This is a genomic window from Pseudomonas palmensis (assembly GCF_049942755.1).
Taxonomy (GTDB): Bacteria; Pseudomonadota; Gammaproteobacteria; order Pseudomonadales; family Pseudomonadaceae; genus Aquipseudomonas; species Aquipseudomonas palmensis.
Genome location: NZ_CP187958.1, coordinates 5,194,506 through 5,206,657, shown reverse-complemented (window position 1 = coordinate 5,206,657; position 12,152 = coordinate 5,194,506). Strand labels below are relative to the sequence as shown.

The following is a 12,152-nucleotide window of genomic DNA, read 5'->3' as shown; positions in this document are numbered from 1 at the left end:
GGCCGTTCTCAACCAAGTAATCAAAACATCGATTACAGATCGGATGCATCCAACTCCCCCTGTCACCGATGGTCGGTGCGCGGATAGCCCGGGGCCAACTCTAGGTTATGAACGCCATACAGAGCCCCAGGATTTTTCAGCCACAGGCGAAACTCCAGTGGGTCGAGTGAGTGATCAGGACTGCAGTCGACTGACCACTGGCGCAAAGCGTAGCCCACTACCGCTGAACGAAGCCGGATTCGCAGGGTAGCGCTTTCATCCATATCGAAGTCGAGGAGCGCGGTCTCGGGCCTTGCCAGTTTCGGGTGGGGGACAAGCTCCAGCTCCACTCGGTGGTTCCACTGATCATCTTCAGCCATTAGTTCGTTAGGGAGGATTGGGCCCTGGGCGCTACTCACGCCAGTGATGCGAGTAATCGCGAAATCTCTGAACTGACCGCTTTTGCGGTCATAACCGCGCACGTGCCACCGTTGTCCGTTGTCGAAAAGCGCATACGGAACCAGCTCCCGCTCGCTTCTCTCGCGCAGGGACTCATAGTCAATCCTGACTGCATGACCTTGCTTAATGCCCCTGCAGATGGACGCAAGGATGTCGAGTCGAGGCTTCGCAAGTTGGGGTTGAGCCAAGCAAGGGATACCTGGAGTCCAGCTCGATGGCTCGGCATCGCCAAAGCCCCGACTGACCCATGTCAACACATGTTCGGAGGTGAACTCAAATATCGGCGTGAAATTTTCGGCGGGGGCGTATGCCTTGGTGCGACTATCAAACACCAGATTGTCCGGTGCCAAGCGCCGATAGAGCGCCAAGTCACGCGTAGCTGCGGCCGTTTGCAGCTCGAAGCGCTGAACGATGTCCTGTCGCGACACCGCGCCACAAAACCACGCCTGCAGCTCGATGAAAGCCAGTCGATCGCGCTGTTTCTGTGACAGCTGCGGAAGTTCTTCTCGCAAACCCACTGTATAAAACCTCAGTTGCAAGCTTATCTTAGGATCGTTATCGTCCGACATTGAGATCATTTTGATCTCTTTATGCGCTCATTCTAGCCATTCAGTCTAGCCCTTCGCTGAGGGGTGCGCCATGTGACTCGTTGATCAGAGGTTTGCTATGTCACGTTTGCTCCGCATCGTTCTCATTGATTCGCTGTGTGCCGGCGACAAGGCCGAAGTGCTCGTTGATGCCAATACCTGCCTCACAGGTACCAATGGCATCGGTAAGTCGACCTTCCTGAAGCTGATTCCGCTGTTCTACGGCGCCAGCGCCGGAAGGATGGTAAAGGCGGGGACAAACACCTCCAGCTTTGCCGACCACTATTTACCCAGCTTCACCAGCTACATCGTTTTCGAATATCTGAATCATAAGAATGAGCCGCGGTGCGCCGTGCTTCATCGCTCACACTCGGGATATGCCTACCGCCTGGTCAGTTGCGCGTGGAACCCAGAGCTTCTGTATGTAGATCAAATCATTGGTCTTTTAGTCGAGCCGAGCAGTCTACAGCGTCGTGCAATGAATATGCGAATCGACTGCACCCCCGAGCTCACCCCTCGTGATTACCTCAGAATAATCCAGTACAACACAGGCGTAGCGGATCTTGAGGGCATCAATTCAGTCGAACGCAAGCGCATGATTGCAGGACTTCGGCGCTCCTATTCACTGGCACCACTGCGGCATCACTTCGGCGGCATCGACAACCTGATGTTCTCGCTTCTGGAGTCCAAAGGTACCTTCGACTCCATGAAGTCGGCGATGAAAGAGATACTCCAACAAGAGACAGGCGTTGAGAGTGTCGATCTTTCCGGGATGGATCTAGCCGCATTCACTGGAGCGATCGACAGCCGCGCAAGCTTCTTGATCATGGAAAAACAGATCAGACCCATGATCGATCGTCTTGCCCAACTGCACCCCAGGTTGGTCACCAACGAAGGTCAGCAAGGCCGCCTCAAACGAATCGCAACTGATCAACAACGGGACGCTCTAGCTGCCAAGACAACCGTCGAAGCGGAGATCCAGGAGGCCAGGGCACGCGAATCCGCCGCGTCCGACCTTTACAGCGAAAGAAGCGAGGCCATTCACGACCGGCTTAGCACCGCGCGTCGTGCAGAGAGGGAGGCCCTGCGAGATGTCGAATCACTGATCCGCCAACGGGACAGCTATGACCAAAGCAGCCTCCCGTCGCTGATGAAGGACTATGCTTCCATGAGTGCCATGGAGGAGGGACTGCGCGCTACGGCAGGCGAGCATTCCATACTCGTCGAGCAAGGCCAAGGCATTCAACAGCGGTATGACAAGCTTCAGACAGAGCTGACCCGTTCAGTGCTCGAGCGAAAACAACGCCGCAGCCAAGAGGCCGAAATACGGCAAATGGATACCCGGGCACAGGCCCAAGCTCAACTGGATCACCTGGAGCAGCAACTCGAATCTGCCCGGGAAAAGCATAGCAGTGAGCTTGAAGACCACGAGCAGAAGCATACCTTGCTGGCCACAGCGCTCGTAGAGCTCAAAAGCCAGGCCGCTTTCCTGAGTGCCACTCGGTATCTACCGGAAACCGCTGATGCGATACAGAACGAACAGTGGTCGATCGACCTCATCCGCGCCGAATTGGACAGCGCAACGATCGAAGTTGCCGAGCACGGCGCCGAGCAGCGGCGATTCGCTCATGAGCAGCAAGCGGTAGCCGATGAGCAGGAGCAGGTCGTAAGGCGTCGTGAGCAACTGCGTGACGAAGTCGAGACGCTCAAGTGTCAACTCAATCCAAGCGAGGACACGTTGCTGGCATTTTTGCGCTCAGAGTGCCCAGCTTGGGAGCAATCGATCGGTAAGGTCATCGACCGCGGGCTCCTATTGCGCAATGACTTGTCGCCCTCACGTGCGCTCGAATCGTCCACCCTGTTCGGGATTCAGCTTGATCTGAATCGGCTTCAACCAGTGGCAGAGTCTGACAGGGAAGCAATAGAGTCAAGCTTGGCTCTAGCAAATCAGCACCTTACTGAGGTCGACGAAGAACAGCAGCGCCTGACCCGCAAAGCCTCCGTGATGCTGGAACAGCGCAAGCAGCACCAGTCATTACTTGTCGAGATCCTCCGTCGCCAGAACAAGCATCAGGAGAATCTCCAAGCACTGCAAGGCCACATCGCCACGTTGGAAGAAGAGGGTAAAGAGAACATCGGTCGCCTGCGATCTCAATGTGCCCAATCTTTAGCTGAAGCTGAGCGCAGCCTGGAAGCTCATGTCATCCAGCGCGAAGAGTTGAAAAGGTCTCAGCAACACCATCTGGCGAACCTCAAAGGGATCGTGGACAAAGTCAAGCAAGAGCTTGCGGTTCAGTTGGATGAAATTGAACGGGCGAAAAAGAACGCCCTCGACGCGCTTGATAGAGAACAAGCCGAGAAGGTGGATGGCTACACGGCTGCTCGACTCGCTGAGCTCACAGAGGCCGGGGTGGACAGTGATGCCATCAAAAACCTTGAAGCAGCGATGATTGCATTGGAGTCGAAACTCGCCACCCTGAATAACCACTTGTCCGACATCCGAAACTACCAGCGGTGGCTTAATGATGACCTGCCCAAGCTCCCTACGCTCAAAGCCACGCACCTCCAGGCTTCAGAGCTGGCCAGCCGTATCCAAGTTGAAGTAGAAGCGTTCCAGCAAGCCAGGACTGAGCAACTGAATGCCTTCAAGGCCGCCTCGGCAGTGATCTCTGAACGCCAATCTGTGCTCGGTACGAAGCTATCGACACTGGCATCGGTCATAAAGCGGCTAGAGGACACCCCCGTGGTGAATTCGGATCTTGATAGCCTGCGCAAGCTCACGCCGGCCGATATCGAGGCCGAGGTAGGGCGACTGGAGCGCGAAGCCAGGAGCCAGCGAGAAGAAGGCAGGAGCTTATTCAGAAAGATTGAGCAAGCCATTATGGCCGGCCCACGCGATACCGCGGAATTTGACGCGATCCAGGACATCGCGATGCGCTCACGCCAAGCGGATGGCACCGGTGAGAAAGTCTGGTTCCACGCCACGCCTGAATTGCAGGTGTACATGGCAGAAGGTCATGACGTGCAGCGCAGCAAGCTGATCACCCGTGTTAGATCTCTATGTACCCAGGTCGCCGAAAACCAGTCAGTGCTCAATGGACTGCATCGCTCCATCATGGATCTCGGCCGCAAGGCCACCAGGAAGGTGAATGAGGTGCTGGCAGCGTTTCCTCAGTTTACCAACTTCGAATTTCGAGTGGTTTCCAGGATCCACGACATCAGTGCATGGGACGAGATCGAGGGGTTAGTGGAGCACTTCAACCGCTGGCGTCTCAAGTCTGGCGAGATCCCAACGGACGCTCTCAATGAACGACTGATGTCCATGCAGCGGCGCATGAAGGCAGGGGGTTGGCTCTCCCCGAAGCTTGCGGACTGCTTCGACGTTTCGTTGAGCTGGATGGTCAACGGTGTTCAGAAGGTCGCTTTCAACACCGCAGACTTGGGCGATGGGCTCAGTACAGGCCAGCTCAAGATCATCGTCGGGATGATTTACCAGGCGCTATTTGAGCTCATTCGACGTGATGCTGACTTCGATCTGCTGTTGCCGATTGATGAGGCGTTGGAGCTCGATGTGAACAATGCGTATACCCTGCTTAAATACTTCAACGCTCGTAACTCACAGCTGATGCTCGGATTTCCCGGTGGCGCCCCTGAGCTTATCCGTCACTTCACGCACCTTTATGCCCTTGACCGCCGGCCTTCGGGGGCCGTGTACGTCAAGCAGTATCAAGCTCCCGAAACCGACAGACTTGCTGATTTGAATGATGAGCTAGAGCTTGATGATGGGCTCGATCTCAATGGCTCGGATATCAATAGGCCGCATACCAATGGGCCAGATATCGATGGGCCGGGGGCATTTGTATGAGAGACACTTTGGAAAGCCTGCTGGGCGGCCGCTTCATTTGTCGCTACTCAAGTCCTGAGCTGTACAGCCAGCTCTGTGACGCCAGCTATGCCCGCGCTGTCGACCAGGCTCTGCAGCCATTGGGTCGGACACTTGGCTGGCTGGGCAGTATTGAGCAACCAAGCGCGTTTTTCTCGCGCTTCGTGAGCCTCTCCTATGCGAATGATCGCATTGCCGCTGCTGAGGAATTCAAGCATATCCGTGACGCCATTTGGCCTGTGGTGGAATTCATCCAGCTCTGTGCCCGGGCTGGTAGGGGAGACGTCTGCCTGGCTCCTGGGGAGGAAGTGCATACCGCGCAGCTTCTGGCACAAGTTGAAAACAGCTCGATTTGTGGAGATCAGTTGCGCGATCTTGCGGGTCACGCTTTCTTCCGCAAATCCAAGCGTGGAGACAGCCACAGCGAGAAGCTCTCCGTCGTGCTCAAGACCATGGAAGAGGCGGGCTTCCTGGTCAGGAAAGGGGTTGGATCATCCATCTTCGTCGCCACGGGCAAAATGACCTATATCTATCGGGCCATGTCCTGGATCGTGGAGCACCAGAAGTTAGTTCCCGACGACGAAAGCGATGCTGCCTCCGACACACAGAGCGAGTTCATCCTGTGAGAGCCGAAGATTGGGCAACGCTCGGAAAGCACCTGGTCGCAAACGCCGCCACCCTTGAAACCATTGTCCAGGCGGATGAGGAGGGTGCCGCCAAGCCAGAAATGATGACCCAGGGCATTATGTGGCTGATCAAGCAGCACCTGGTCGATGAGTTCGAAGGAAGCCTGCACCCTTCCTCCCTCCTGATCGACCTCGGTGTACGAATCAGTTCGCAACGCTTCGAGCTATCCGCACCGGATCTTGAAGAGTTGCTGGTCAAGATCGAGCAGGCTTGCGAGCGGTATCTGGCAGCGAAGGACTTATCCCTAGCCGATGCTGATAAGGAGCAGCGATCAATCTGGCTGGCCGTGCGCCAGGTCGTGACGCACCTGCGCGATGAGCATCGAGCAACGACTGAGTTCATCGAAGGCCGATACGGCTTTTCGCCCCGGTTTGAAGACCGCCTGCGCGACATCCGGCAAGCCGTGGAACGCCTGGAGCGTCTGTCCAACAAGCTGGACGCTTTTGAGTACGACAAGCTGTCAGGCTGGTGTAACAATGACCGGACACTGCGTCGGCTGCTGCTGACAACCCTTCACAACGCAATTATGCGCCAGCGCACCCGCCTGGGGGACTTGATCACCCGGCTCGACCAGCTGGGAGTAACGGTAAGAAAACGTAACCGATTGCGCCAAGTGGTGCTGGCCGTTGAAAGCTGGCTCCAAGCCGGCAATGTCCCGGATCTTGAGGGCATTCTGGATCGCGCGGATGCGGCTGAGTGGGTATGCGCATCGCCCTTATCTCTAGGCGGCTATCTGCACCCTCCCGTAGAAGACTCCCAAGCGATTGACGATATGGCGCTGCTCATCCACTCGTTACCCGCACCGAGGGTGCGCAAAGCCGTTGAAGATCTTGCGGCCCGGCCAGCAGCACGTGTGATCCCCACCGAGCTGGAAGTCGTCGAGGCCCCCATTCCATTTGCTCAACCGCACTTGGAAGCCATGCTCTTAGCTTTGAAAGAGCATCGTGTGCCGCAGAGCGCCAGCCGTTATTGGGAAGACAATGCCGAGAGTGAATACGGGGTGAATGTCTGGCTTTACGCGCTAGATGCCTATTACCGAAACCTTGTGCTGGTTGCGCAGAAAACTGAAAAACCCCTGCGGTACGTGCTTGAGCCAGTAGCTGAGCCCATGCCCAGAGGCATCGCGAACCAACTCGTGACTGACCTTACCTTACGTATCAAGAGGCGGGGCGAATGAGCAACCACAGCGTGTTACGCAGCAAGCGAAGTATAGAGATGATCAGCGCGCTCGTGCGTATGGGCTTTGAAAGTGTGGCGCTCGGCAAATTTTGGAAGACGATTCACCGCGACTATGGGGTCGGTGAAGTAAGTGGCAGTAAGCTGTTGCTGTGTAGTGGTCTAATGAAACCGGACACCCATTTAGGCGAGAATGCTCGCCATAGAGAGGTGTCTGATGACCAAGCAACGTCGTACCTTTACCCCTGAGTTCAAGCGCGAGGCTGCGTGCCTGGTGCTCGACCAAGGCTACAGCCATATCGAAGCCGCCCGTTCGCTCGGATTGGTCGAATCGGCGCTTCGTCGATGGGTGAGCCAGCTTCAGCAAGAACGTAGCGGTGTTACTCCCACCAGCAAGGCTCTGACACCTGAGCAGCAAAAAATCCAGGAACTCGAAGCCCGTATCAATCGGCTAGAACGGGAAAAATCGATCTTAAAAAAGGCCACCGCGCTCTTGATGGCCGAGGAACACGAGCGTTCGCGTTAATCGATCAACTGCGGGCTCAAGAGCCTGTTGATCTGTTGTGCTCGGTATTTGATGTCACCCGATCTTGCTACTACGCGTACTGCCGGAAACGTCGGTATCCGGATGCCGAACGAGTAGTCTTGCGTAGCCGCGTGAACGAGTTGTTTACGCAAAGCCGAAGCGCTGCGGGCAGCCGGAGCATCATGCTGATGATGAAAGAGGACGGCATGCAGATCGGGCGATTCAAGGTACGTAGGTTGATGCGCGAGCTGAACTTGATCAGCAAACAGCCGGGCTCCCATGCCTACAAAAAGGCTACCGTGGAGCGGCCTGATATCCCGAACGTGCTTGATCGCGGGTTCAGCGTGGCATCCCCGAACACAGTCTGGTGCGGTGACATTACGTACGTCTGGGCTGAAGGCCAATGGCACTATCTGGCGGCTGTCATCGACCTTTGTGCCCGGCGTGTTGTAGGTTGGGCGTTCTCAGCCAAGCCTGATGCCAACCTAGTGATCAAGGCATTGGATATGGCCTATGAGCAGCGTGGCCGGCCTCAGAATGTGCTGTTTCACAGCGACCAGGGCAGCCAATACGGCAGCCTGAGTTTCCGCCAGAGACTATGGAGATACCGCTTCACGCAGAGCATGAGTCGGCGCGGCAACTGCCACGACAACGCGCCGATGGAGCGGCTATTTCGCAGCCTGAAGACTGAATGGATACCGACGGTGGGCTACATGAGCGCTGTGCTGGCGCAGCAAGATATCAGTCGGTTTTTGATGGAGCGGTACAACTGGCGGCGACCGCATCAATTCAACGAAGGGCTACCGCCTGCGGTCGCAGAGGAAAAACTCAATTCAGTGTCCGGGATCAGTTGACCACTACACTGAGCCCTGCTGACAGGCAAGCACTTAGAAGCCTGCTGATCGACAAGGCCAACTGGGATCCGGTTGAGTCCAGGAAGGTCGAAGGCTCACGGCTCGCGCTGGCCAGCCATACTCGAGTAGAAAAAGCTTCCAATGAAGCTGTCGGCCGCTTGTTGGTATTGGTGAGTAGCCCTCAGGGGAGAGTGGACTTGGGTGGTTCCCGCTTCATGATTCCACCCGGTGGATCTTTAGCGCTCCCAGTGGAGGTGCTGGCCGGCATTGACCGGTTCGTGATGGTCGAGAATCTTGCAGTCCTGTTGGGCGCTCATCTGTATCAAATGCCTGAGGAGCTTGCGGGAGTTCCGTGGGTCTTCAGGGGGTCGCCACAATTTTCACCCGCTACGGCTGCGATGCTGGCCGAGGAGACGCCAAATGTTTTCTATTTCCCAGACACCGATCCTCAAGGTTTGGCCAACAGCTTGAATGCAGCCAATTGCTCTGGGGTCATAAGCTGCAACCTTGATGGACTTCGTGAGCTCAAAGCTGATGGCTTGGATAAGCCGCATGACTACATGAACCAACTGCAGATGATGGATGGCCTAACCAGGTCGGGTCATCCGTTAGCACTCGTTCTCGGCGACCTTCGTACCGGGTTCAGTCAGGAATCCATGGCGAGACGGCAGCTGAAGATCTGGTGCAACGTTACCGCTGATTGAAAGTGTAATGCGTAGGTGCCCGTTGTAGGCACCTGTTGTTGTTATCTTTCGTGGATACCTAGGGTCGATAGCCTTGCTGCCCATGTATAGACCGTGATTGTTTCCCGAAGAAGGGACTTCCAGGTAAGCGTCCGCTCAACACACATCGGGCATCAGCACCTACTGGCCTTGTTCAACTGGTACTAGCATTCCCCTGACAACCGTGTCGCCACGCTGCTTGGCACGCGCCTGGAGCTCGGAGCATAAGGACTCGATAGGCCAAATATCTCTCGAAATAGCGCGCCGGCAATCATTGGCCCAATACTGAGAAAGCATACAGAGCCGGATCGCCAGGCCGAACCTCACCACGCTGCTGCGCCTGGGCCATAATTCCGGTCATCAGCCGCAGCATCTATGCGACCACGTTGTCGTGCCAAATTGTCGCCAAATCAGGAAAGGTTCGACTTTCGCCGATGATGGGTCGGGCCAACGCTGGAATTTGACTATTCCCCCATGCGGTCGGCTGCAGTGTTGAGGATCAAAGGTATCAATTCACGAAGAGTCCTCTGCGAACGAACGCAACACACTGGCCTACAGGTGCTCAGCAGGAACGAACATGACGAATCGCTCAGTTCTCCGTAACATGTTGGCAAATCGCCATACAGGAGTTCAGCGTAATGCCTACAGCCTCCATCCCCGCCTACAAGGCAGTTTCACCCCTGCTCGCAAGAAGCGCTGTGCCGAGAACAGGTACCGACAATCTGCCAGGTTATTACTCGACTCAGCACGATATGTGGGTTGTTGAGACACCTAATGGTATTCAGCCCGTTATTGCTCGCGGAGCGTTGGACGAGCTTCTCACCAAGACCAAGGTCAACAGTGAAGAGGATGACGACTCGTTCGTGACGCTCGAAACGCTGACAAAAACAAACTCCAAGCCCGAAAGTGACGACGATCTCATCTCCAAGGGGCAGGCCTCTCATCTGCTTCAACTGATGACCAAGACTGATACGGTGATCGAAGAGGATGACCCGGGTGACAGCTATGCCATGCTGGAGCTGATGACCAAAACCGAGGCAGAGCTTGAGCACGATGATCCAGGGGATATGCAATTCGGCCTCGACGAGCGTTTTTACCTGGATTGAGGCTTTCCACTATGTTTCTGCTGGTCACTAATCGCCGCGACATAACGATGGACTTCGTCGTCGCAAAGCTCCAACGGCGGGGCTTGCCTTATTTCAGGCTCAACACTGAACTGCTCCCTCTGTCTCGAAGCACATTGGGCGTACGTGCCATGGATGATTGGGCAATTGAGCTGGAAGGGAAACGAATTACAGGGCGTGACGTTACCGCTGCCTATTTTCGCAGGCCTGGCGCGCCACAAGCACCTGAAGCAGTCCTGGATGCGGGTGAGCGTGCCTACATTGAGGCGGAATGGAGCAGCTTCCTGAAGAGTCTCTATTTCCGATTGGAGGGTTGCTGGTTCAGTGACCCTACTCAGATCTTTCTGGCTGAGGATAAACCGCGACAGCTCCTAATTGCGCGGCACCTCGGCTTCAATATCCCGGATACTGCCATAACGAACCAGTTGAAGCCCGCCGAGTTGCTGACATCAGAGGGAAGGGCTGTTGGGAAGCCTCTGCGGCAAGCGGTATTGCCGGGCGCGCTGGAGAAGGTGATGTTCACCTCACGGCTGCAGCCATTGACCGAAGCAGATGCGCCTGCCCTTGGCCTTGCCCCGTTGATCATTCAGGCTGAAGTGCCAAAAAAATATGATGTTCGCGTCACGGTCGTTGGCGCTCAGGTGTTCGCCACTGCCATCTGGTCTCAGGATAACGAAGAAACCGAAGTTGACTGGCGACGGGGTAGCCGCCCTGACTTACGCCACGATGCCATCAGCTTGCCCGATCAAGTGGCTGCTCAATGTCGAGAGCTGGTACACCGTCTGAACCTGCGGTATGGCGCTATTGATCTGGTGTGCGACACAGACGAAAAGCTGTGGTTTTTGGAAATCAATCCAAACGGTCAGTGGGCCTGGATCGAAAATCAAACCGGATACCCAATTGCTGCGGCAATCGTTGATGAGCTGGAGATGATCCGAAATGGCCCGCTTTGATAGAGAGTTGTTTTGGCCGACCCTGGCTCCTCCTACGCCTGAACAGGTTGTGGCAAATGACCAAATGCGCGCCGAGTGGAAAGCATCCGTCAACAACGGCAATTGGGATCTGCAGAGCGAAATAGCGTTGGAAGAGGCGCGCCGGATGTACGACGCCGAACAGGAGCGTCGTAGGGGTGCTGACACGAAAGCAGGGGTCTATCTTGCGGCAGTAACCGCACTCATCCCTGTATTGGTGTCATTATTGCCGACCCTTTGGAGCGACAAGACCAGTAAAGCCCTTGGCGCCCTGTCGCTGGCGGTGTTTGCGCTTGCCGTGGCGTATGTCCTTCGAGCGGGGTACAGCGCGTTCTGCGTACTGCGCGTGAGCAATGCCCACACAGTGGGGGCCGGTGACATTTCGCGTTGCTGGAGCACGCAACAACCCGCCGCGAGCTTGGCCAAGTCTATTGCTATAAAAGTCATCGAAAACTACCCCGGCAACAACGCCAAGGTGAGCCATATCAAGCTGGCGCATGACTACCTCTTGCGAGCGTTTTTCGTTTTCACCGTGCTGCTGGCTGCGCAGGCACTGTGGCCTTGCGCGGCATGGGTGATAGAAGAGGTTGCCAAACTCGTGGCACCCGAGGCGATACGACCGGTAATGATGTGCTTTTCCTGACCAAGCACTGCACTGGCTCTATGTCACTGTGATAGTACAGGTAGCGCGGCGCAGATCCGGTTTCCGGGGACGCAACAGAATTCCGTTTTGTTTAAAAGTTCACAAGAGGGCCTGAGACGCCTTACCTCAAAGACTAGCCGCGAGCCTACAGCGCCTTAATGATCATTTGAAGTAATCATCAGGACTGAGCGTGCGGCATTGAAGTGAAGGCTAGACATGGCGTAGTCGCGGCAAGTCAAAACTCACTGACGCGTATGGGGATGCAGTCACAGACCGGCAGCCTAGCTTGATGGTCATATGAGACTATAATTTGAGCTATTGAGAGCCGCATAAGACGTTTGATAGTTAGTTGGCGTTTAGCTACATGCGATGAGGTGCTAAATGAGAGTTTTAGAAGTGAAGATGAGTCTAAACCTTCGGAGCAGGTCGGAGCAGCGGAAGCCTGAACTGATCGCTAGTCATCGCGGATTTGAGGTCTAAATGGTAGGGAGAGAGGATTCTGTACAGAGCTTTACTTCAGCGTACTCATGTCCAGGTCATG

The 12,152-nt window shown here is 55.6% G+C and carries 10 protein-coding genes; 9 read left to right on the top strand and 1 reads right to left on the bottom strand.

The genetic code is table 11. The features are described 5' to 3' along the window. Nucleotides 1–62 precede the first annotated feature (62 nt). Nucleotides 63–1,016, bottom strand: a complete 954-nt coding sequence (locus ACPRTJ_RS24095; RefSeq protein ID WP_226926230.1) for a WYL domain-containing protein — start codon at nt 1,014–1,016, stop codon at nt 63–65. Nucleotides 1,017–1,104: 88 nt separating this feature from the next. On the opposite strand from ACPRTJ_RS24095, the gene ACPRTJ_RS24090 reads away from it, so the two are divergent. The 9 genes from ACPRTJ_RS24090 (at nt 1,105) to ACPRTJ_RS24050 (ending at nt 11,611) form a co-directional block, all read left to right on the top strand. Further along, a complete protein-coding gene (locus ACPRTJ_RS24090; RefSeq protein ID WP_426427395.1) occupies nt 1,105–4,890 on the top strand; it encodes an ATP-binding protein in 3,786 nt (1,261 codons plus the stop codon). Between the two features lie 8 nt (nt 4,891–4,898). Next, complete coding sequence (locus ACPRTJ_RS24085; protein ID WP_186731512.1) at nt 4,899–5,534, top strand: hypothetical protein; 636 nt, start codon at nt 4,899–4,901, stop codon at nt 5,532–5,534. Continuing rightward, the gene (locus ACPRTJ_RS24080) at nt 5,531–6,772 is read left to right on the top strand and encodes a hypothetical protein (RefSeq protein WP_193039938.1); all 1,242 of its coding nucleotides are present in this window, start codon (nt 5,531–5,533) and stop codon (nt 6,770–6,772) included. Before ACPRTJ_RS24085 ends, ACPRTJ_RS24080 begins: the two co-directional genes overlap by 4 nt. Next, nucleotides 6,769–7,020: a hypothetical protein gene (locus ACPRTJ_RS24075; protein WP_426427394.1), complete on the top strand. Its 252-nt coding sequence runs from the start codon at nt 6,769–6,771 to the stop codon at nt 7,018–7,020. The genes ACPRTJ_RS24080 and ACPRTJ_RS24075 overlap by 4 nt, the downstream gene beginning before the upstream one ends. After that, nucleotides 6,989–8,151 (top strand): IS3 family transposase gene (locus tag ACPRTJ_RS24070; RefSeq protein WP_100632666.1). Its coding sequence is split into 2 segments (ribosomal slippage): nt 6,989–7,241 and nt 7,241–8,151, totalling 1,164 coding nucleotides; the frame shifts between segments, so codons are not numbered across the junction. The genes ACPRTJ_RS24075 and ACPRTJ_RS24070 overlap by 32 nt, the downstream gene beginning before the upstream one ends. Then, the gene (locus tag ACPRTJ_RS24065) at nt 8,148–8,855 is read left to right on the top strand and encodes a DUF7281 domain-containing protein (protein ID WP_426427393.1); all 708 of its coding nucleotides are present in this window, start codon (nt 8,148–8,150) and stop codon (nt 8,853–8,855) included. The genes ACPRTJ_RS24070 and ACPRTJ_RS24065 overlap by 4 nt, the downstream gene beginning before the upstream one ends. A gap of 656 nt (nt 8,856–9,511) precedes the next feature. Continuing rightward, nucleotides 9,512–9,979, top strand: a complete 468-nt coding sequence (locus tag ACPRTJ_RS24060) for a hypothetical protein (RefSeq protein ID WP_226926229.1) — start codon at nt 9,512–9,514, stop codon at nt 9,977–9,979. A gap of 11 nt (nt 9,980–9,990) precedes the next feature. Further along, a complete protein-coding gene (locus tag ACPRTJ_RS24055) occupies nt 9,991–10,950 on the top strand; it encodes a hypothetical protein (protein ID WP_426427392.1) in 960 nt (319 codons plus the stop codon). Then, nucleotides 10,937–11,611: a hypothetical protein gene (locus ACPRTJ_RS24050; RefSeq protein ID WP_426427391.1), complete on the top strand. Its 675-nt coding sequence runs from the start codon at nt 10,937–10,939 to the stop codon at nt 11,609–11,611. Before ACPRTJ_RS24055 ends, ACPRTJ_RS24050 begins: the two co-directional genes overlap by 14 nt. Nucleotides 11,612–12,152: the final 541 nt, after the last annotated feature.

Coding starts and splice junctions, on each gene's coding strand:
- ACPRTJ_RS24095 (WP_226926230.1), bottom strand. CDS start 1,016: ATGATCTCAATGTCGGACGATAACGATCCTAAGATAAGCTTGCAACTG.
- ACPRTJ_RS24090 (WP_426427395.1), top strand. CDS start 1,105: ATGTCACGTTTGCTCCGCATCGTTCTCATTGATTCGCTGTGTGCCGGC.
- ACPRTJ_RS24075 (WP_426427394.1), top strand. CDS start 6,769: ATGAGCAACCACAGCGTGTTACGCAGCAAGCGAAGTATAGAGATGATC.
- ACPRTJ_RS24060 (WP_226926229.1), top strand. CDS start 9,512: ATGCCTACAGCCTCCATCCCCGCCTACAAGGCAGTTTCACCCCTGCTC.
- ACPRTJ_RS24055 (WP_426427392.1), top strand. CDS start 9,991: ATGTTTCTGCTGGTCACTAATCGCCGCGACATAACGATGGACTTCGTC.
- ACPRTJ_RS24050 (WP_426427391.1), top strand. CDS start 10,937: ATGGCCCGCTTTGATAGAGAGTTGTTTTGGCCGACCCTGGCTCCTCCT.